The organism is Xanthobacter sp. (assembly GCF_041911315.1).
Taxonomy (GTDB): domain Bacteria; phylum Pseudomonadota; class Alphaproteobacteria; order Rhizobiales; family Xanthobacteraceae; genus Xanthobacter; species Xanthobacter aminoxidans.
Window position 1 is genome coordinate 65,421 of the sequence record NZ_JAYRPE010000034.1, and the last position, 19,544, is coordinate 84,964.

The following is a 19,544-nucleotide window of genomic DNA, read 5'->3' on the forward strand; positions in this document are numbered from 1 at the left end:
AGGAGGCGGAAGCGCGACTTTGCGGCGGCAACCGCCCCGATCGAGGGCAGTTGCCGAAGGAAGAGGCAATGCACACGCGTCCGGATCAGGCAGATGCGGGCGCCGGGGGCACGCCGGCGTCCGGGGCCGGCGGCGGCGCGGGCGGGGCATTTCCAGCACCATGGCCGGCGCTGGACTTCTTCTTGCCCTTGCGGCCTTCCTCGAAGCGCTGGAGCACCGTGTAGAAGGACGGCACGAACAGCACGGCGAGGCAGGTGGAGGCGAGCATGCCCGACACCACCGCGATGCCGATGGACTTGCGCGAGTTGGCGCCGGCGCCGGTGGCGAACACCAGCGGCAGCACGCCGAGGATGAAGGCGAAGGAGGTCATGAGGATGGGGCGGAACCGGAGGCGCGAGGCCTCCACCGCCGCATCCATAATCTCCATGCCCTCCGCCCGTTTCTCGCGAGCATACTCGACGATGAGGATCGCGTTCTTGGAGGCGAGCGCGATCAGCAGCACGAGGCCGATCTGGGTGTAGAGGTTGTTCGCCACCCCGAGGCCCAGCAGCGCGCTGACGGTGCCGAGCAGCGCCAGCGGCACCGCAAGGATCACCGACATGGGCTGGATCCAGCTCTCATACTGGCCGGCCAGCACGAAGTAGACGAGCAGGATGGCGAGCCCGAACACGTAGTAGATCTGATTGCCGACCGCCTTCTCCTGGTAGGACATGGCAGTCCACTCGAATCCGGTGCCCGGGGGCAGGGTCGAGGCGGCAATCTGCTCCATCAGCGACAGCGCCTGGCCCGACGAGAAGCCCGCGGCGTTAGAGCCGACGATGGTGGACGAGGGATAGAGATTGTAGAGCGAGATCAGCGGCGGCCCCAGGGCGGTCTTGACATCCACCACGGTGCCGAGGGGGATCATCGCGTTCTGGGTGGGCGAGCGCACCTTCAGCTGCATCAGGTCGGCCGGGGTCACGCGGAAGCCCGCGTCAGCCTGGATGTAGACCTGGAAGACGTTGCCGAACTTGTTGATCTGGTTGACGTAGGTGGAGCCCAGATAGGACGAGATGGTGCTGAACACCTGGCCCACCGTGATGCCCAGGGTCTCCGCCTTGATCCGGTTCACGTCCACCTGGATCTGCGGCGCCCCGGCGCGGAACGAGGAGGACACGTGGGAAAGCGCCGACTGCGCCCGCGCCTTGTCCACCATGGACGCGGTGATCTGCTCCAGAAGCTGGTAGTCGAAATTGCCGTTGCGGATCTGCGGCTGCATGGTGAAGCCGGCGGCGTTGCCGATGCCCTGGATGGCCGGCGGCACGAGGATGACCACCTCCGCCTCCTCGACGCCCGCCACCGCCGCGTTCAGGTTCTGATACATGGAGAGCAGATCCTGCCCCTTGGTGGCGTAGCGCACGTCCCAGGGGGTCAGGGTGATGTAGGTGACACCCGCATTGGCAAGGGTGGACGAGTTGTCGAGCACCGAGATGCCGGAGATGGCGAGCACGGTCTGCACGCCCGGCACCTTGCGGATGCGTTCGGAGACATCCGCCATCACCTTCTTGGTGCGGTTGAGATTCGAGGCGTCCGGCAGCTGGACGTGGGCGAGGAAGTAGCCCTGGTCCTCGATGGGCAGGAAGGCCGTCGGGATGCGGGTGAGGCCATAGCCGGCGACGCTCATGAGCGCGATGGCGATGAGCACCATCAGCTTGGAATGGTGCACCATGCGGCTGATGACGCCGGTGTACCAGTGCTCCGCCTTGGCATAGATGGCGTTGAAGCCGCGATAGATGAAGTTGCGCTGCTCCGGCGGCACCGGCTGGCGCAGCCAGAGGGCGCACTGGGTCGGCTTCAGGGTCGCCGCGTTGATGGCCGAGATGAAGGCGGTCGCCGCGATGACGAGGGCGAACTGCTTGAACATCTGGCCTGACAGGCCGGGAATGAACGAGGCCGGCAGGAACACCGACATCAGCACCAGGGTGATGCCCACCACCGGGCCGAACAGTTCGTCCATGGCCTTCTCGGCCGCCGGCTGTCCCGCCATGCCCTCCTCGATGTGCCGCGCCACGCCTTCCACGATGACGATGGCGTCGTCCACCACGATGCCGATGGCGAGGATGATGGCGAACAGGGTCGAGAGGTTGATGGTGAAGCCCATGGCGTCCATGGCGGCGAAGGCGCCGATGATGGTCACGGGCACGGTCGTCGCGGGCACCAGCGTCGCGCGCCAGTCCTGCAGGAACAGCAGGATGACGACGAGAACGAGGACCGCCGCCTCGAACAGGGTCTTCCACACCTCGTCGATGGAGGCGGTCACGAACAGGGTCGTGTCGAAGGGGATGGCGTAGTCGAGCCCTTCGGGGAAGTTCTTCTTCAGGTCTTCCATCTTCGCCGCCACGCGCTTGGCCACGTCGAGCGCGTTGGCCGCGGGAAGCTGGAAGATGCCGATGCCGGCCGCAGGCTTGTTGTCCTGCATGAAGTCCTTGGAATAGCTCTGCGCGCCGAGCTCGACGCGGCCGATGTCGCGGATGCGCACGATCCGGCCGCCGTCGGAATTGTCCACCTTGACGATGATATTCTCGTAGTCCTTCACGTCGTCGAGACGGCCGGAGACGTTCACCGTGTACTGGAACGAGGCGTTGGACGGCGCCGGCGGCAGGCCGAGCTGGCCGGGCGTGACGAGCTGGCTCTGCTTCTGGATGGCGTTCGAGACGTCGGTGGGGGTCAGGCCGAACGCCTGCATGCGGTCCGGGTCCATCCACACGCGCATGGCGTAGGTGCCGGTGCCGAACACCGCGACGTTGGCGACGCCCGCCACCCGCTCCAGCTCGTTCTGGATGTTGATGATGGCGTAATTGTTCAGGAACAGGCCGTCATAGCGCCCGTCCGGCGAGATCAGGGTCACGAACTCGAGGATCGAGGTGCCCTTCTGCAGGATGGTCACGCCCTGCGCCTGCACCGCCGTGGGCAGCGAGGCGAGGGCGATGTTGACGCGGTTCTGCACCAGCACCTGCGCCATGTTCGGATCGGTGCCGATGGCGAAGGAGACGACCAGCGTGTAGGTGCCGTCCGAGGCCGACCACGACTGCATGTAGATCATGCCTTCGACGCCGTTGACCTGCTGCTCGATGGGCAGGGCCACGGTGTCGATCATCGTCTTGGCGGACGCGCCCGGATAGGAGGTGGAGACCGACACCGTGGGCGGCACGATGTTCGGATACTGCGACACCGGCAGGCGGATCAGCGAGACGAGGCCGATCAGCACGAAGACCAGTGCGAGGACGTTCGAGAGGACCGGCCGCTCGATGAAAAAGCGCGAAATCATGGGCGCTGCCTCAGGTTCGAGCGCGGGTCAGTTCTTCGGCGTCGCAGGGGTGGCACCCGGCGTCGCCGGAGCAGTGGGAGCGGGCGGCACCGAGGGAACGGCGCGGGCCGGAGCATTGGCCGGAGCGACGCCCGCCGGCTTCGGCAGGGGCTTGGTGCCGTCGTCCACCGGCGGGGCGATGGCGACGATCTTGCCCACCTCCACGTCGATCTTGGAGCCGGGCACGGCGCGCTGCATGCCGTTGATGATGACGCGGTCCGTGGTCTTCAGGCCGCTGAGCACGGCGCGCAGGCCGTCCGCCTGAAGCTGGCCAAGGGTGATCTGCGTCTGCCCCACCACGTTGTCCGAGCTGACGGTGAGCACATAGGGGCCGAGCTGGTTGTAGCTGATCGACGAATCCGGAACGAGGACGGTCGGCGCCGGGTGGCCGAGCGGCACCCGCACGCGGGCGAACAGGCCGGGCAGCAGCACGAAGTCGTCGTTCTGGAAGATGCCGCGCACGGTGAGCGTGCCGAGGTTGGGGTCCACCTGCGGCGCGATGTAGTCGATGCGGCCGGCATGGGGATAACCGGTCTCGGTCTGGAGGCCGATCTCGATCGGGATGTCCGGCAGGTCGCGGGTAAGGCTGGTGAGGGAGCGGCCCTGCTTGGCCAGCTGCTCCTTGATTCGCAGCACCTCCTGCTCGCTGAGCGTGAACCACACCCAGATCGGGTTGAGCTGGACGATGGTGGCAAGCTTGGTGGGGCCGCTGTAGCCCACGAGAGCGCCGACATCCTGAAGATGGGCCGTCACCGCGCCGTCGAAGGGCGCGTTGACCTGGGTATAGCCGAGATTGATCTGCGCGAGCTGCAGGGAGGCCTGGGCGTTGGCCACCTCGGCCACGGCGGAATCGCGCTTGGCGCGGGCCTGGTCGAGGGTCGCCTGCGAGGCGAAGTCCTGCTTGGCGAGCTGGGCCTGCCGATTGTATTCGGCCTCGGCCTGCACCTGCGACGCCTGGTTGGCGGCGAGCTGCGCCTTCGCCTGGTCGACCTGGGCGATGTAGGTGTCCTGCTCGATCACGAACAGGGTGGTGCCCTTCTTGGCGAAGGCGCCGTCCTTGTAATTGATGTTGGTGAGGAAGCCCTGGACGCGGGCGTTCAGGTCCACCGAATTGATGGCGGCGGTATTGCCGGTCAGTTCGAGGAAGCGCGTGACCGGCTGCTCCAGCACGGTCGCGACCGTCACCTTGGGCGGCGGCGGGGGTACGTAGGTATTCTTTTCCTCGCACGCGGACAGGAGGAAGGCAGCCCCGAGGGCCACGCTCGCGTAGCCCAGCCGACCCGACACCCGGATACCCCCCACCATACCCATACCCCCACTGTGCAGATGCGGCGGATACTAAGCAGCGGGTTATTGCGTGTCCATGAAAGGAATTGTCCGCAAAGCCCTTCCGTGCAGATTGCCCCCGCACCTGTGCAGCGCGGCAACGCTCCGGCAGATCGGCCTTCGGCGCGCGCGGCCGCACCGTCCTCGCATTGACATTGCACCGACCCGTTCATAAGTGTCCGCATGGTGTGCTGCCCGCGGAAGCGGGGCGGTTGCGGCTGCGCGTTCGTTCGCTGCGCCCGCCTGCCTCGCCTTCGGACTTGCTGACGCCCCATTGCGGGTGTCCAACGGCGCGCATCGTTGCCCGGAGGTCCGGCGGTCCGTCTCCGCCCTCCTTCAGACCTGACGGAACGGAATAGAGAAACCCATGTTTGGTGGACTTGCCCGCAAGCTCTTTGGCTCCGCGAATGATCGCCGGGTGAAGGGTTATCGTCCCCGCGTACAGGCCATCAATGCGCTGGAGAAGGAGCTGGAATCCCTCTCCGACGACCAGCTGCGGGCCCGCACGGAGGATTTCCGCCGCCAGCTGGCCGAGGGCAAGACCACCCTCGACGACCTGCTGGTGCCCGCCTTCGCCACCGTGCGCGAAGGCGCCAAGCGCGCGCTCGGCATGCGCCACTTCGACGTGCAGCTCATCGGCGGCATGGTGCTGCATGAAAGCTCCATCGCCGAGATGAAGACCGGTGAAGGCAAGACGCTGGTCGCCACCCTCCCCGTCTACCTCAACGCGCTGGCCGGCAAGGGCGTGCACGTGGTGACGGTCAACGACTACCTCGCCAAGCGCGACGCCGAGTGGATGGGCAAGCTCTACCGCTTCCTCGGCCTGTCCACCGGCATCATCGTGCACGGCCTCGACGACGACGAGCGCCGCGCCGCCTACGCCAGCGACGTCACCTACGCCACCAACAACGAGCTCGGGTTCGACTACCTGCGCGACAACATGAAGTACGAGCGCGCCCACATGGTGCAGCGGCCGCACTTCTACGCCATCGTCGACGAGGTGGACTCCATCCTCATCGACGAGGCGCGCACGCCCCTCATCATCTCCGGCCCGCTCGACGACCGCTCGGACTTCTACAACACCATCGACCAGTACATCCCCCGCCTCTCCAAGGAGGATTACGAGGTGGATGAGAAGCAGCGCTCCGTCTCCATGACGGAAGCGGGCATGGAGAAGATGGAGCAGATGCTCACCGAGGCCGGGCTGCTGAAGTCCGAGAGCCTCTACGACATCGAGAACGTCTCGGTGGTGCACCACGTGAACCAGGCGCTGCGCGCGCACTCCCTGTTCCAGCGGGACAAGGACTACATCGTGCGCAACGACGAGGTCGTCATCATCGACGAGTTCACCGGCCGCATGATGCCGGGCCGGCGCTATTCGGAAGGCCTGCACCAGGCGCTGGAGGCCAAGGAGCGCGTCCAGGTCCAGCCGGAGAACCAGACGCTCGCCTCCATCACCTTCCAGAACTATTTCCGCCTCTACGAGAAGCTCGCCGGCATGACCGGCACGGCGGCGACCGAGGCGGCCGAGTTCCAGGACATCTACAAGCTCGAAGTGGTGGAAGTGCCCACCAACGTGCCGGTCTCGCGCATCGACGACGATGACGAGGTGTACCGGTCGGCCGGCGAGAAGTACGCCGCCATCATCGAGCTCATCAAGGAGTGCAGCGCGCGCGGCCAGCCCGTGCTCGTGGGCACCACCTCCATCGAGAAGTCCGAGCTGCTGGCCGAGCTGCTGAAGCAGGCCGGCTTCCACCAGATCGACTTCTCCGATCCCGCCGCCTTCGCCCATGACCGCTCGGGCAAGGCCTTCGCCGTGCTGAACGCGCGCTATCACGAGCAGGAGGCGTACATCGTCTCCCAGGCCGGCGTGCCGGGCGCGATCACCATCGCCACCAACATGGCCGGCCGCGGCACCGACATCAAGCTGGGCGGCGCCGCCGACATGCGCATCGCGGCCGAGCTGAAGGACCTCCCCGAGGGCGAGGAGCGCACCTCCGCCGAGACGCGCATCCGTGCCGAGGTGGAGGAGCTGAAGCAGAAGGCGCTCTCCGCCGGCGGCCTCTTCGTGCTCGGCACCGAGCGCCATGAGAGCCGGCGCATCGACAACCAGTTGCGCGGCCGCTCCGGCCGCCAGGGCGACCCCGGCCACTCCAAGTTCTTCCTGTCGCTGGACGACGACTTGATGCGCATCTTCGGGTCGGACCGGCTCGACGGCATGCTGCAGCGCCTCGGCCTGAAGGAAGGCGAGGCCATCATCCATCCCTGGATCAACAAGGCCCTGGAGAAGGCGCAGCAGAAGGTCGAGGCGCGCAACTACGACATGCGCAAGAACGTCCTCAAGTATGACGACGTGCTCAACGACCAGCGCAAGGTGGTGTTCGAGCAGCGCCTCGAGCTGATGAACGACGAGGACGTGGCCGAGACCGTGGAGGACATGCGCCATGCCCTCATCACCGAGACGGTGGCCAAGTTCATTCCCGAGAACGCCTATCCCGAGCAGTGGGACGTGGACGGGCTCGACACCGCCATCAAGGAAGTGCTCGGCATCGAGCTGCCGGTGAAGGACTGGGCCAAGGAAGAAGGCATCGCCGGCCCCGAGGTCACCGAGCGCATCACCCGCCGCGCCGACGAATGGATGGCCGCCAAGACCGCCCAGTACGGGCCGGACATCATGCGCTATGTGGAGAAGTCCATCCTTCTCCAGACCCTCGACCATCTCTGGCGCGAGCATATCGCCATGCTCGACCACCTGCGCCAGGTGGTGGGCCTGCGCGGCTATGCCCAGCGCGATCCGCTGAACGAGTACAAGTCCGAGGCGTTCAACCTCTTCTCCGCGCTGCTGAACCGCCTGCGCGAGGTGGTCACTGCCCAGCTGATGCGGGTGGAGATCGTCACCCAGCAGCCCATGGAGGAGGAGTTGCCCCCCATGGAGGCACACCATCTCGACCCCTTCACCGGCGAGGACGAGATGGCGAGCATCGGTGCCGCCCTCGGCGCGCGGCCGGAGCCGCTGCTGTCCGGCGACGTGGCGGTGATGGAGCGCGACCCGAACGACCCCTCCACCTGGGGCAAGGTGGGCCGCAACGAGGCCTGCCCCTGCGGCTCGGGCAAGAAGTACAAGCACTGCCACGGACGCTTCGCCTGAGGCGGCCTTCCCCGGCGCGGCCCCACCGCACCGGGCTTTGAGACTTCAGGTTCAGCCGCGGCGGTGGCCGATCGCCCGGTCGACACCGACGAAGATCAGCGCGGCGGTGAAGAACACGACCGCCAGCACCACGGCATTCTGCGCCATCTTTTCCGCGCCGAGCTTGGCCGGGTCGAGGAACCAGTAGGCATACCAGCCGTCCGCCTCGCCCCGCGCCAGCGCGTAGACGAGATAGGCCAGCGGCGGCGCCATGGCCCACACCGTATCGGCCAGCCGCAGCCGACCGTGCGGCCCCACCAGCCAGACGATCAGGAACAGCACCGGCACCGCCTGATGCAGCAGGCGGTCGGCGACAAGCTGCGCGCCTTGCGGGTTCCACACATGGCGCAGCAGCAGCGCATAGATGATGCCCACCAGCACGATGGAGACCACCGCCGTCAGCCGCGCCCGCGCCCCGGTGAGCGCATGCAGCCCGCCCAGCGCGATCTCCGTGGCGACGATGGCGACGCCCAGATTGGTGAGCACGGTGAAAAAGCCGAGGAAGCGCCACAGCGCGGGGCCGAACCCCTGGCCGACCGCCGCCATCTTCTGGACCACGATGACGAGCTGGAGGATCAGGGCCGCCCAGCCGACCACGGCCGTGAGCGCGGCCATCCGCCGGCACCACACATCATGCCCCATGCCCCGCCTCCCCCGGCCGCGCCCCCCCGGGCGTGGAAAAAGGGTAGGCCGAAGCATCGGCCATGGGCAAGGCCATGGCCGGGCCGCAATCAGCCGCCGGTCTGGACGATGCGCATGTACTGCCCCGCCGCATCGGCCGAAACCACGCCACGGCGCCCGAGGTGGTGCAGGCCGTTCAGCGCCAGATCGAACGAGCGGTAGCAATAGTGGGCGATGAGCACGAGGTGCTTGAGCTGCTCGGACGTCATGCCGTCCGGCTCAAGGAAGTTGCGCACATAGACCGCATCGCCCTCCACCAGCTGGTTCAGGGCGGCGTAAACGTCGGGTCCGCGCATGGGCAGGATCATCCGCCGGCTGGTGGATGCCATCATGTGCGGGATGAACCCCCGCGCCCGGAGCGCAAGGTCCATCTCCCCATACGTCGCCTGGCCCTTGTAGAGCGGCACGAACGAGACCTCGAGCTGAATGCAGACCGCCTCGGCGAGGGTGTCGCCGGCGCCGTCCAGCACCGTGCGCTCGCCGCCCTGGAGGTCCATCTTCAGCATCTCGATGCCGTCGATCTCCGGCACGGCCGAGAGGGCAACCGTGTCGATCTGCCGACGATCCAGCACGCGGCCCCAATCACCGAGACCGGGGAAATGGGAGAGGACGTGCGGATCTGGCTCCAGCAGGCTCGTCATGCCGGACGCGGCGCAGACGTGGAGCGTCCGGCGCTGCCCGTCGGCGATCGCGTGGGGCAGATAGGTCTCCAGATCGCTCTTGGCCGCGTTCAGCCGGGCCAACGCCTCCGGCTGGGGCTCGAAGCCGACGACGCGGCACAGGCGCCGGGCGAGAAGGGGCTTGTAGGGCGGATCGCCATCGATGGGATTCGCGCCGATATCCACCACCCGGGTGAGGTGCTCCGGGCGGAGCAGCAGCGCGAGCTGGGACGGCGTGGCGTCTGTCACTCCGGTCCCTTTCCTGTCACCGCGCGGCGCTGGTGGCGGTGGACGCCGAGGCGGCGACGGGCCTTGCCGCTGCTGTGACCACTGGCTGGGTCTTGGCGCCCGAATTGGCGGGATCGGCCGGAGCCGCCACCGAGCCCGTGCTGGCCGGGGCGCCGTCGCCTTCGTCGGCGCGCAGAAGCGCGTCGGCCTGGAGCTTGGCGGCGGTCTCCTTGGGCGGGTTCACGTATTCCGGCAGCCGGCCGGGCGCCTGGGTGTAGGAGAGCTGGCCGGTCTCGCGCTCCTTGAGCTTGGCGAGGAAGATCGGATGCATGCCGCCATCGGCACCGGTCTTCACCGGGGCAACGGGCGCGGAGGTGGAGAGCGCGGCGAACTGCGCATCGTCGGCCCGCTGCTTGGCGGCCACGGCGGAGGCGATCTGCGGCGCCACCTGATAGGGCGGGCAGGCCTGGGCGGCATCGAAGGCGCGGCCCGGCGCGGGCGTCGCGTCGAACACGTAGGTGCGGTTGCAGACCGACACCTTCGGCTCCTGCTTCGTCACCTCGAAATGGTCGGAGCCCTGCTTCAGGTTCCGCCAGAAGGCCATGTTGGGGTTGTTGCGGTAGCGGGCGAGGTTCTTCGCCGTCATCCGGAAGGGATAGGCCTGCACCTGGAAGGCGCGCTGCCCGCCGGCGAAGCTCTCGCGGGCGAGGGAGAAGATCTCGGAAATCTGGTCGTCGGTCATGGCGTAGCAGCCCGAGGACGAGCAGTCGCCATGCACCATCAGGAAGTCGCCGGTACGGCCGTAGGCCTTGTCATAGGCGTTGGGGAAGCCGAGGTTGAACGCCAGATAATAGCTGGAGTTCGGATTCATCTGGCCGGGGGTGATGGTGTAGAAGCCCTCCGGCGCCTGACGGTCGCCGGTGCCCACCTTGGGGCCGAGCTCACCGGACCAGCGGCAGATGGGATAGGTCTTGAGCAGGGCATAATTGCCCTCGGACGTGACCTTCCAGACCTCCAGCTCGGATTCCTGCTTGAAGATGCGGACGAGGATGGGCGTCGACGGCGCCATGTCCTTCTTGGCCAGCAGCGACACCATCTCCGGCGACAGCGGCTTGTTGGCCTTGCGCGCGACCTCGGAATCGGTGGCGTTGCAGCCCGCGAGGGCGAGGGCCGCGCAGGCGGCAAGGCCAGCCATGCGCAGGCGCGAAGCGAAGCGCGAGGAAGGGGTCGTCATCGGACGGCTCATGGCGAAGCGGCTCAACGCAAACTCCCGGGTCCGGACCGGCCAATCAGGCCGAGAAGGCTAACCGGTCCCCCTTGACGCGACGTTATCAACGCCGCTCCGGCTCGATGGAGAAAATAAGGCAAATGCGGCCAAGATGGGGAAGGTCCGTCGCCGATCCCCCATGCCGCAGCGCCATGGTTAAGGATTCCTTACCGCTGTGGCCGCGAAACCGCGCCCCTCACAGGGAGCGGCCGATGGCGAGGAACTTGTCGCGGCGCGCCTTGCGCACCTGCGCGCCGTCGAGGCCGGCGAGGGAGGACAGCGCATCGGCGATGGCGTCACCCGCCGCCGCGATGGCCGCGTCCGCGTCACGGTGGGCGCCGCCGGCCGGCTCCTTCACGATGCCGTCGATGACGCCGAACCGCAGCAGGTCCTGCGCGGTGATCTTCATGTTGGTGGCCGCGTCCTGCGCCTTGGCGGTGTCGCGCCACAGGATGGAGGCCGCGCCTTCCGGCGAGATCACGCTGTAGATGGCGTGCTCCATCATCAGCACCTTGTTGGCGGTGGCGATGGCGATGGCGCCGCCGGAGCCGCCCTCGCCGATGATGAGGGCGACGTTGGGGGCGGAGAGCGCGAGGCAGGCGTCGGTGGAGCGGGCGATGGCCTCGGCCTGTCCGCGCTCCTCGGCGCCGATGCCGGGATAGGCGCCGGCGGTATCCACCAGCGAGATCATGGGCACGCCGAAGCGGTCGGCCAGCTCCATGATGCGGGCGGCCTTGCGATACCCCTCGGGGCGGGCCATGCCGAAATTGTGCCGGATGCGGGTCTCGGTGCTGGAACCCTTCTCGTGGCCCAGCACGCACACCGCCTCGCCGCGGAACCGCGCGAACCCGCCGATGATGGCCTCGTCCTCGCCGAACTTGCGGTCGCCGGCGAGCGGGGTGAAGTCCTCGAACAGGCCGCGGGCGAAGTCGGCGAAATGCGGCCGCTGCGGATGGCGGGCCACCAGCGTCTTCTGCCAGGGCGTCAGATTCGCATAGAGCGCGACCAGGGCGTCCCGCGCCTTGCCCTCCAGCTTCAGCACCTCGTCGGTGATGGCCACGCCGTCGCCGGAAGAGGAGAGCGCACGCAGCTCTTCCACCTTGGCCTCGAGTTCGGCAACCGGCTTCTCGAAGTCCAGATAGCTGCGCATGAGGGTCCGTGAGGTTTGAGGAGGTCGGCGCCCCCTAAAGCGGCGGGAAGCTGCCTTTGCCACGCGGTCAAGTCAAGGTCGCCAGATCAAGTCGGCGCGCGGCGCGAACAAAAGGCCCGTCGCGCGGCCCTGCCGTGAGGCAAGGCGACGCTGCAACGGAACCGAGCGGGGAGCGTTGTCCCCAAATCATGGTGACATCATGGAGGCTGTCATGAAACCGCAAGACGCGACGCCGCAGAAGGCCAAGCAGGGCCATCCGCCCGCCCCTGCCGCCGAGGAGCGCCCTCCGGAGGCGCAGCGCCAGAAGCCGGCCGCCGGCCCCCATGCCAAGCCGCAATTGACCGATCCCGAGAAGACGCCGGGGGCCGGCGCCCTGGCCGATCCCGACAAGCCGCAGGACCCGGACGCGACCGGCTGACGCAGCCGGCCGACGCCGGGGGCCGGCGGCCGGCCTTGTTCCCGGGGGGCTGCTGGGGCTATTGCTGGCACGCCACTTCCCGGGGACCCTTCCGACGATGCGCGCGCTGCTCGACGTTATCCTTGTCGTTCTCCAGCTCTATGTCTGGATTCTCATTGCCGCGGCCGTGCTGTCCTGGCTGGTCGCATTCAACGTCGTCAATCCGTACAACTCGTTCGTGCGGAACGTGGGCGAGTTCCTGTTCCGTGTGACGGAGCCCCTGCTCGCGCCCATCCGCAACGTGCTGCCCAATCTCGGCGGCATCGACCTGTCGCCGATGGTGCTGATTCTCTTGATCTTCTTCCTGCAGCAGGTCATCGCCTACTACATCTACCCCTACGTGTTCTGAGCCGGCTGCCGTGGCGACCGACCCGTCCTTCCTGCGCGTCCTGCCGGACGGCGTGGAGGTGACGGTGCGCGCGACGCCACGCGGCGGGCGCGATGCCGTGGACGGCGTCGCTGCCCTCTCGGACGGGCGCGAGGTGTTGAAGGTGCGGGTGCGAGTGGCGCCGGAGGATGGCGCCGCCACCGCCGCCGTCGCCAAGGTGGTGGCCGGCGCGGCCGGCGTCGCCGCCTCCCGGGTCCGGCTCACCTCGGGCGCGACGGCGCGGGTGAAGACCTTCCGCATTACCGGCGATGGCCCGGCCCTCGCGGCGAAGCTTGCCGCCGCCGCGGGGAAATGAGCCTCAGGCGGGCTTCACGAAATCCTCGCGCATGGGCGTGAACACGTCCACCAGCACGCCGGGCTCGATGCACACCGCCCCGTGGTGGACGCCGGACGGCACATAGAAGCTGTCCCCCGCCTTCAGCCGCTCTGTCCGCCCGCCAATGGTCAGCTCGAACAGGCCGCTTTCCACGCTGGTGATCTGCGTGTGCGGATGGCTGTGCGGCACGCCCATCTGCCCCGGCGCGCGGGCGATGACGCGGACCAGCATGATCTCGTCGTTGAAGGTGAGGATCTGCCGGCTCACCACCTCGTCCAGCACCTCCACCGGTGTGGTCTCGGCGAAGGCGAAGACGTTGCCCTTCTCGCTCATCTCTTGATCCTTTCAGCGCGCCAGCCAGCCGCCGTCCACGGGCAGCACGATACCATGCACATAATCCGCCGCCCGCGATGAGAGGAACACCGCCGCGCCGCCGATATCGGTCGGGTCGCCCCAGCGGCCGGCCGGGATGCGGCCGAGGATGGCCGCATTGCGATCCGCATCCGCGCGCAGGGCCTCGGTGTTGTTGGTGACGAAATAGCCGGGGGCAATGGCGTTCACATTGATGCCCTTCGCCGCCCATTCGCAGGCGAGGAGGCGCGTAAGGCCGGCCAGCCCGCTCTTGCTCGCCGTGTAGGACGGAATGCGGATGCCCCCCTGGAAGGAGAGCAGGGAGGCGATGTTGACGACCTTGCCGCCCTTCCCGTCCGCCAGCATGCGCCGGGCGAAGGCCTGGGTGAGGAAGAAGGTGGACTTGAGGTTCACGTCCATCACCTCGTCCCAGTCTTCTTCCGTGAAGTCGATGGCGTCGGCGCGGCGGATGATGCCGGCATTGTTGACGAGGATATCGACGCGCCCGCCGATCTCCGCCTCGGCGACGATGCGGTCGATGGGCTTGAGGGTGGCGAGGTCGGCGCGGACGGCGGTGAAGCTGCCGCCGGCGGCCGCCACCAAAGCGGCGGTCTCGTCCATGGCGGAGCGGCCCACCCCCACCACGCCCGCGCCGGCCCGCGCGAGCGCGACGGCGATGGCCTGGCCGAGGCCGGTATTGGCGCCGGTGACGACGGCCCTGCGGCCGGACAGATCAAACGGATTCACGACACTCACTTCAGTTGGTCCATGGCAACCATGTCCATGTCCGTATAGTCGATATTGTCGCCGCCCATGCCCCAGATGAAGGTGTAGGCGCGCGTGCCGCAGCCGGAATGGATGGACCAGGGCGGCGAGATCACCGCCTGCCCGTCCGCCACCACGATATGGCGCGTCTGGGTCGGCTGGCCCATCAAATGGATGACGCGGGCGTCCGCCATGAGGTCGAAATAGAGATAGACCTCGGAGCGCCGGTCATGGACGTGGCAGGGCATGGTGTTCCACACATTGCCCTCGTCCAGCTGTGTCATGCCCATCACCAGCTGGCAGGAGGTCACCACGTCAGGGTGAATCATCTGGTAGATGGTGCGCCGGTTGGCCGTGGCGGCCTCGCCCAGCAGCATCTTCCTGGCTTGCGCGATCCGCACCACCTTGGTCTCGTGGCGCGCATGGGCGGGCGTGGAGAGCAGGTAGAAGCGGGCCGGCACATCGGCGCTGTCGGAGGTGAACAGCACCTCCTTCGTGCCCATGGGCACATAGATGGCGTCCCGGTTCCCCAGCGCATGGGCAACGCCGTCCACGCGCACCTTGCCGGCGCCGCCGATGTTGAAGACGCCCAGCTCCCGCCGGTCGAGGAAGTTGGGCGAGCCGATGGTGGCCTTGTCGCTCTCCAGCGCCAGCGGCACCGTGACCGGCATGGCCCCGCCGATGACGAAGCGCTCCACATGGCTGTAGGTGAGCAGCACCATGCCCGGCTCGAACAGGCGCTCCACCAGATAGTTGCGCCTGAGCGCCTCGGTGTCGAAGCCGCGTGTGGCGTCCTGGTGGTGCACGTGGCGCACGTCGATCATCATGGGGCAGTCTCGGGGCAGGAGAGCAGGGACGAGCAGAACAGGGACGAGCGGAACGACGGCTAGCGGAACACGGCCGGCAGCCAGAGTGACACGGCCGGCACGTAGGTGACGATCATCAGCACCGCGACGGAGGCGCCGAAGAAGGGCCAGATGGTCTTCATCGCCTCGCCGATGGTGATCTTGCCCACCGCGCAGCCCACGAACAGCACCGAGCCCACGGGCGGCGTGTTCAGCCCGATGCCGGCATTGAGGATGAGGATCACCCCGAAATGCACGGGATCGATGCCGAAGGCCTTCACCAAAGGCAGGAAGATGGGCGTGCAGATGATGATCATCGGCGCCATGTCCATGAAGGTGCCGAGGATGAGCAGGATGATGTTGATGAGCAGCAGGATGACGTAGGGGTTGGACGAGACCGCCTGCATCAGCTCGATGGTGGCCTTGGGCACCTGGAGGAAGGCCATGAGCCAGCCGAAGGACGCCGCCGTGCCGATGACGAGCAGCACCATGGCCGTGGTGCGCACCGCGCCCAGCGTCGCCTCCACGAAGCCCGCCCAGTCCATCTCCCGGTAGACGAAGGTCGTCACCAGCAGCGCATAGATGACGGCGATGCAGGAGCTTTCCGTCGCGGTGAAGATGCCCGAACGCACGCCGCCGAAGATGATGCCGATGAGCATGATGCCGGGGATGGCCGCCACCACCGAGCGCAGCACCGCATACCAGCCGGGAAAGGTGCCGGCGGGATAGCCGCGATTGCGCGCCACCATGTAGGCCGTGATCATCATCGCCGCGGCGAGCAGGAGGCCGGGCATGATGCCGGCGGTGAACAGGTCCGCAATCGAGATCGTGCCGCCCGCCGACAGGGAATAGATGATCATGTTGTGCGACGGCGGGATCATCAGCGCGATGATGGCCGAGTTCACCGTGACGTTGACCGCATAGTCCTTGGCATAGCCGTGGCGCGCCATCTGGGGGATCATGATGCCGCCGATGGCCGAGGCGTCCGCCACCGCCGAGCCGGAGATGCCGCCGAACAGGGTGGAGGCCACCACGTTCACCTGGCCGAGGCCGCCCCGCAGATGCCCCACAAGGCTCGCCGCCATGCCGATGAGCCGGTCGGCGATGCCGCCGCGCATCATCAGGTCACCGGCGAAGATGAAGAAGGGGATGGCCAGCATGGAGAAGGCGTTCATGCCCGAATTCAGCTGCTGGAACACCACCACCGGCGGCAGATCGAGATAGAGCACCGTCGCCAGCGAGGCGAGGCCGAGGCAGAAGGCCACCGGCGTGCCGATGACGAGGAGCAGCGCGAAGACGCCGAAGAGGATGGTGATGGCCATGGGTCTGGTCCGGCGTCATTCCACGGTGTGGACATGGGCGAGCGGCACTTCCGGCACCCGCCCCTCGGTGAGGTCGGTGAGGAGCCGCTCGAACGAGAACAGGCAGATGAGCGCGCCGCCGCCCACCAGCGGCAGGTAGTCCACGCCCTGCGGCAGGTCCACGCCCGCCATCTTGGCGCTCCAGGTGCCCATGGCGAGGTCCCAGCCGTACCAGGCCATGGCACCGCCGAAGCCCATGACGAGGACGTGGGTCGCAATCTCCATCACGCGCCGCACCGGCGGCGTGGCAAAGTGCAGGCCGATCTCGAAGCCGAGATGCATGTTCTCGCGCACGCCCACCGCCGCGCCGAGCAGGATGAACCAGCTCATGAGCAGCAAGGACAGCGGCTCGGTCCAGCTCGGCGAGGCGTTCAGCACGTAGCGGCCGATCACCTGCCAGAACACCGCCGCCGTCATGGCGACGAGGCCGGCGCCGGAGATCCACAGCGCCACCGCCGACAGGACACGCACCACGCGCCTCAGCGCGAGCAGCGGAGCCGGCCTTGCAGCCTCTCCGCTCCCGCCGGAACGCTCGCTGGACTTGATGTTCATGCCGCTGCGCCTCCCGGGGATGGCCGGGCGCGCAGGCCCGGCCGGTGCCGCGCCTTCAGTTCACCGCCCGGATGCGGGCGACGAGGTCCTTCATCTTGTCGGTGGTGACGAACTTGTCGTAGACCGGCTTCATGGCGTCGATGAAGGGCTTTTTGTCCACCTCGTTGATGATGGCGCCGCCCTTGACCACGTGATCCTTGGCCTCGACATCGCGCTTGGCCCACAGCTCGCGCATCTTCTTGGTGGCCTCAAGCCCGGCCTCCTTGAACATCTTCTGCTCGTCCGGGCTCAGTTTGTCGAAGGCGCGCTTCGACATCACGAACACCTCCGGCGCCAGCGAATGCTCGGTGAGCGAATAATATTTCGCCACCTCGTAATGCTTCACGGAATCATAGGAGGGATAATTGTTCTCGGCGCCGTCCACGAGGCCGGTCTGCAGGCCGGAGTAAAGCTCGCCGAAAGGCATGGGCGTCGCGTTGGCACCGAGGGCGTTGATCATGGCAATGAAGAGGTCCGACTGCTGCACCCGGATCTTCATGCCCTTCATGTCGTCGAGGGTCTTGATGGGCTTCTTGGAATTGTACATGGAGCGGGCGCCGCTATCGAAGAAGCCCAGCACCACGAGGCCGTGCGGCTCGAAGGCCTTGGCGATCTCCGCACCGATGGGGCCGTCCACCACCTTGTACATGTGATCGGTGGAGCGGAACAGGAACGGCATGCCGAGCACCGCCGTCTCGGGGATCAGATTGTTGAACGGCGCGGTGTTGATGCGGTTGAGATCGATGACGCCGAAGCGGGTCTGCTCGATGGTGTCCTTCTCGCCGCCGAGCTGGCCGGAGGAGAAGACCTGAACCTTGTACTTGCCGTTCGACTTCTTCTCGATGATCTCGCCGAAATACTTCACGGATTCGACGGTGGGGTAGCCGTCCGGATGGATGTCGGCGGACCGCAGCGTGGTCTGTGCCATCGCCGGCAGCGCCGAGAGCGCAAGGCCGGAGAGCGCGAGCGCGGCGGCGCGGGAGGTCAGTCGGCGTCGGGTCAGCATGGGCGTTCTCCCTGTGTGTCGGATATTTTTCCGCTTTATTGCGGCCTTTGCGGCCGTTCACTTCCCACGGGCGCGGCGGCCTACATCACCGCGCCGATCTGCCAGGGCACGAACTCGGCATCGCCGTAGCCCAGTTCCTCGGACTTGGTGTGGGCGCCGGAGGCAACCGCCAGCACCTTGTCGAAGATCTCGCGGCCCTTCTCCTCCAGCGACACGCCATCGAGCACGTCGCCGCAATTGATGTCCATGTCCTCTTCCATCCGGCGATAGATGTCGGAATTGGTGGCGAGCTTGATGGAGGGGGTGGGCTTGGCGCCGAAGGCGGAGCCGCGACCGGTGGTGAAGCAGATGACGTTCGCCCCGCCCGCCACCTGCCCGGTGGCGGCCACCGGATCGTAGCCGGGGGTGTCCATGAAGACGAAGCCGGCATCCGTCACCGGCTCGGCATATTCATAGACCGCGCGCAGGGTGGAGGAACCGCCCTTGGCGGCGGCGCCCAGCGACTTCTCCAGAATGGTCGTGAGCCCGCCGGCCTTGTTGCCGGGCGAGGGATTGTTGTTCATCTCCCCCGCATTGCGGGCGGTGTACTCCTCCCACCACTTGATGCGGGCGACCAGCTTCTCGCCGACCTCGCGGGTCGCGGCACGGCGGGTCAGCAGGTGCTCGGCCCCGTAGATCTCCGGCGTCTCGGAGAGAATGGAGGTACCGCCCTGCGCCACCAGCAGGTCGGAAGCCACCCCCAGCGCGGGGTTCGCCGTGAGCGCCGAATAGCCGTCCGAGCCGCCGCACTGGAGCGCCAGCACGATCTCGGACGCCGGCCGGGCCTCCCGCCGGGCGGCGGCGGCGCGGGGCACCATCTCCTTCAGCGTGCCGAGGATGTGCTCCACCGTGCGGCGCGTGCCGCCCTCGTCCTGGATGGTGAGGGTGCGGAAGCCGTCCGCCTCCTCCACCCCGTAATCCTGCTTGAAGCGGGCGATCTGGAACATCTCGCAGCCGAGGCCCACCATCACCACGGCGGCGAAGTTGGGGTGGGTGGCATAGCCCCAAAGTGTGCGCGAGAGCACGTCATAGCCCTCGCCCTTGGAGGCCATGCCGCAGCCGGTGCCGTGGATGATGGGCACGATGCCGTCGATGCCGGGAAAGTCCGCGAGGATGCCGGAGCGTTCCGCCGCCTGCGCCGCGAACCGCGCCACCGAGGCCGAGCAGTTCACACTGGTGAGGATGCCGAGATAGTTGCGCGTGCCAGTGCGCCCGTTGGAGCGGCGGAAGCCCATGAAGTGGGCGCGCTCGGCCTCCGGCACCAGCACATCGTCGCGGGCGTCGGCGGCGAAGGCGTAGTCGCGGGCGAAATCGTGCAGCACCACATTGTGGGTGTGGATGTGGGCACCGGGGGCGATGTCCTCGCTGGCAAAGCCGATGACCTGGCCGAACTTCACCACCGATGCCCCGGCGGGAATGGGCTCGATGGCCACCTTGTGGCCGCGCGGGATGCGCTGGGTGGCGACGATGCCCGCGACCGAACCGCCGGGCGCGACCTCGTCCAGCGCCACCGCCAGATTGTCCTTCGCAGAAAGCCGAAGGGTGCGCGGCGCCATGCCCGCCTCCATCCCCATGAGCACG

Annotated in this window: 17 protein-coding genes; 4 read left to right on the plus strand and 13 right to left on the minus strand. The window is 67.4% G+C overall.

Going from position 1 to position 19,544, the window contains the following annotated elements; genetic code table 11:
- Nucleotides 1-85: 85 nt before the first annotated feature.
- Together ACE3QW_RS11305 and ACE3QW_RS11310 are read right to left on the minus strand one after the other, a co-directional pair.
- Nucleotides 86-3,307 carry an efflux RND transporter permease subunit gene (locus ACE3QW_RS11305; RefSeq protein ID WP_374251593.1) on the minus strand — a complete coding sequence of 1,074 codons (3,222 nt, stop codon included), beginning with the start codon at nucleotides 3,305-3,307 and terminating at the stop codon, nucleotides 86-88.
- A 27-nt stretch (nucleotides 3,308-3,334) separates the two neighbouring features.
- On the minus strand, nucleotides 3,335-4,651 hold the full coding sequence (locus ACE3QW_RS11310) for an efflux RND transporter periplasmic adaptor subunit (RefSeq protein ID WP_374251594.1): 1,317 nt from the start codon (nucleotides 4,649-4,651) through the stop codon (nucleotides 3,335-3,337).
- A 388-nt stretch (nucleotides 4,652-5,039) separates the two neighbouring features.
- Between ACE3QW_RS11310 and secA the strand changes: the two genes are divergently transcribed.
- On the plus strand, nucleotides 5,040-7,820 hold the full coding sequence (gene secA, locus ACE3QW_RS11315; protein WP_374251595.1) for a preprotein translocase subunit SecA: 2,781 nt from the start codon (nucleotides 5,040-5,042) through the stop codon (nucleotides 7,818-7,820).
- 51 nt (nucleotides 7,821-7,871) lie between these two features.
- Here the strand turns inward: secA and ACE3QW_RS11320 are convergent, their stop codons facing one another.
- The 4 genes from ACE3QW_RS11320 to ACE3QW_RS11335 all read right to left on the minus strand — a co-directional run bounded on the left by ACE3QW_RS11320 (nucleotide 7,872) and on the right by ACE3QW_RS11335 (nucleotide 11,844).
- The gene (locus ACE3QW_RS11320) at nucleotides 7,872-8,501 is read right to left on the minus strand and encodes a Pr6Pr family membrane protein (RefSeq protein ID WP_374251596.1); all 630 of its coding nucleotides are present in this window, start codon (nucleotides 8,499-8,501) and stop codon (nucleotides 7,872-7,874) included.
- Nucleotides 8,502-8,590: 89 nt separating this feature from the next.
- Nucleotides 8,591-9,448 (minus strand): FkbM family methyltransferase, encoded by an 858-nt coding sequence (locus ACE3QW_RS11325; protein WP_374251597.1) that lies wholly within the window; start codon nucleotides 9,446-9,448, stop codon nucleotides 8,591-8,593.
- A 16-nt stretch (nucleotides 9,449-9,464) separates the two neighbouring features.
- Nucleotides 9,465-10,661, minus strand: coding sequence for a murein L,D-transpeptidase family protein (locus tag ACE3QW_RS11330; protein ID WP_197022918.1), 1,197 nt, complete (start codon nucleotides 10,659-10,661; stop codon nucleotides 9,465-9,467).
- Between the two features lie 229 nt (nucleotides 10,662-10,890).
- Nucleotides 10,891-11,844 carry an acetyl-CoA carboxylase carboxyltransferase subunit alpha gene (locus tag ACE3QW_RS11335; RefSeq protein ID WP_024280308.1) on the minus strand — a complete coding sequence of 318 codons (954 nt, stop codon included), beginning with the start codon at nucleotides 11,842-11,844 and terminating at the stop codon, nucleotides 10,891-10,893.
- A gap of 211 nt (nucleotides 11,845-12,055) precedes the next feature.
- On the opposite strand from ACE3QW_RS11335, the gene ACE3QW_RS11340 reads away from it, so the two are divergent.
- From ACE3QW_RS11340 to ACE3QW_RS11350, 3 genes are all read left to right on the plus strand, one after another.
- Nucleotides 12,056-12,262 carry a hypothetical protein gene (locus ACE3QW_RS11340; RefSeq protein ID WP_374251598.1) on the plus strand — a complete coding sequence of 69 codons (207 nt, stop codon included), beginning with the start codon at nucleotides 12,056-12,058 and terminating at the stop codon, nucleotides 12,260-12,262.
- A gap of 97 nt (nucleotides 12,263-12,359) precedes the next feature.
- Nucleotides 12,360-12,650 (plus strand): YggT family protein, encoded by a 291-nt coding sequence (locus tag ACE3QW_RS11345; RefSeq protein WP_024280310.1) that lies wholly within the window; start codon nucleotides 12,360-12,362, stop codon nucleotides 12,648-12,650.
- Nucleotides 12,651-12,660: 10 nt separating this feature from the next.
- Entirely contained in the window at nucleotides 12,661-12,984 is a 324-nt protein-coding gene (locus ACE3QW_RS11350; protein WP_374251599.1) for a DUF167 family protein, read from the plus strand.
- A gap of 3 nt (nucleotides 12,985-12,987) precedes the next feature.
- Here the strand turns inward: ACE3QW_RS11350 and ACE3QW_RS11355 are convergent, their stop codons facing one another.
- The 7 genes from ACE3QW_RS11355 to ACE3QW_RS11385 all read right to left on the minus strand — a co-directional run bounded on the left by ACE3QW_RS11355 (nucleotide 12,988) and on the right by ACE3QW_RS11385 (nucleotide 19,519).
- Nucleotides 12,988-13,338 carry a cupin domain-containing protein gene (locus ACE3QW_RS11355; protein WP_024280312.1) on the minus strand — a complete coding sequence of 117 codons (351 nt, stop codon included), beginning with the start codon at nucleotides 13,336-13,338 and terminating at the stop codon, nucleotides 12,988-12,990.
- Nucleotides 13,339-13,350: 12 nt separating this feature from the next.
- Entirely contained in the window at nucleotides 13,351-14,112 is a 762-nt protein-coding gene (gene kduD / locus ACE3QW_RS11360) for a 2-dehydro-3-deoxy-D-gluconate 5-dehydrogenase KduD (RefSeq protein ID WP_374251600.1), read from the minus strand.
- Nucleotides 14,109-14,948, minus strand: a complete 840-nt coding sequence (gene kduI / locus ACE3QW_RS11365) for a 5-dehydro-4-deoxy-D-glucuronate isomerase (RefSeq protein WP_374251601.1) — start codon at nucleotides 14,946-14,948, stop codon at nucleotides 14,109-14,111. The genes kduD and kduI overlap by 4 nt, the downstream gene beginning before the upstream one ends.
- 59 nt (nucleotides 14,949-15,007) lie before the next feature.
- Nucleotides 15,008-16,288, minus strand: a complete 1,281-nt coding sequence (locus ACE3QW_RS11370; protein WP_024280315.1) for a TRAP transporter large permease — start codon at nucleotides 16,286-16,288, stop codon at nucleotides 15,008-15,010.
- Between the two features lie 15 nt (nucleotides 16,289-16,303).
- Complete coding sequence (locus tag ACE3QW_RS11375; RefSeq protein WP_374251602.1) at nucleotides 16,304-16,879, minus strand: TRAP transporter small permease; 576 nt, start codon at nucleotides 16,877-16,879, stop codon at nucleotides 16,304-16,306.
- A gap of 55 nt (nucleotides 16,880-16,934) precedes the next feature.
- A complete protein-coding gene (locus ACE3QW_RS11380; RefSeq protein WP_374251603.1) occupies nucleotides 16,935-17,924 on the minus strand; it encodes a TRAP transporter substrate-binding protein in 990 nt (329 codons plus the stop codon).
- 80 nt (nucleotides 17,925-18,004) lie between these two features.
- Nucleotides 18,005-19,519, minus strand: a complete 1,515-nt coding sequence (locus tag ACE3QW_RS11385) for a UxaA family hydrolase (RefSeq protein ID WP_374251604.1) — start codon at nucleotides 19,517-19,519, stop codon at nucleotides 18,005-18,007.
- Nucleotides 19,520-19,544 lie beyond the last annotated feature (25 nt).

Coding starts and splice junctions, on each gene's coding strand:
- ACE3QW_RS11370 (WP_024280315.1), bottom strand. CDS start 16,288: ATGGCCATCACCATCCTCTTCGGCGTCTTCGCGCTGCTCCTCGTCATC.
- ACE3QW_RS11335 (WP_024280308.1), bottom strand. CDS start 11,844: ATGCGCAGCTATCTGGACTTCGAGAAGCCGGTTGCCGAACTCGAGGCC.
- ACE3QW_RS11340 (WP_374251598.1), top strand. CDS start 12,056: ATGAAACCGCAAGACGCGACGCCGCAGAAGGCCAAGCAGGGCCATCCG.
- ACE3QW_RS11355 (WP_024280312.1), bottom strand. CDS start 13,338: ATGAGCGAGAAGGGCAACGTCTTCGCCTTCGCCGAGACCACACCGGTG.
- ACE3QW_RS11375 (WP_374251602.1), bottom strand. CDS start 16,879: ATGAACATCAAGTCCAGCGAGCGTTCCGGCGGGAGCGGAGAGGCTGCA.
- ACE3QW_RS11320 (WP_374251596.1), bottom strand. CDS start 8,501: ATGGGGCATGATGTGTGGTGCCGGCGGATGGCCGCGCTCACGGCCGTG.
- ACE3QW_RS11345 (WP_024280310.1), top strand. CDS start 12,360: ATGCGCGCGCTGCTCGACGTTATCCTTGTCGTTCTCCAGCTCTATGTC.
- ACE3QW_RS11310 (WP_374251594.1), bottom strand. CDS start 4,651: ATGGTGGGGGGTATCCGGGTGTCGGGTCGGCTGGGCTACGCGAGCGTG.
- ACE3QW_RS11330 (WP_197022918.1), bottom strand. CDS start 10,661: ATGACGACCCCTTCCTCGCGCTTCGCTTCGCGCCTGCGCATGGCTGGC.
- secA (WP_374251595.1), top strand. CDS start 5,040: ATGTTTGGTGGACTTGCCCGCAAGCTCTTTGGCTCCGCGAATGATCGC.
- ACE3QW_RS11385 (WP_374251604.1), bottom strand. CDS start 19,519: ATGGCGCCGCGCACCCTTCGGCTTTCTGCGAAGGACAATCTGGCGGTG.
- kduI (WP_374251601.1), bottom strand. CDS start 14,948: ATGATGATCGACGTGCGCCACGTGCACCACCAGGACGCCACACGCGGC.
- ACE3QW_RS11305 (WP_374251593.1), bottom strand. CDS start 3,307: ATGATTTCGCGCTTTTTCATCGAGCGGCCGGTCCTCTCGAACGTCCTC.
- ACE3QW_RS11380 (WP_374251603.1), bottom strand. CDS start 17,924: ATGCTGACCCGACGCCGACTGACCTCCCGCGCCGCCGCGCTCGCGCTC.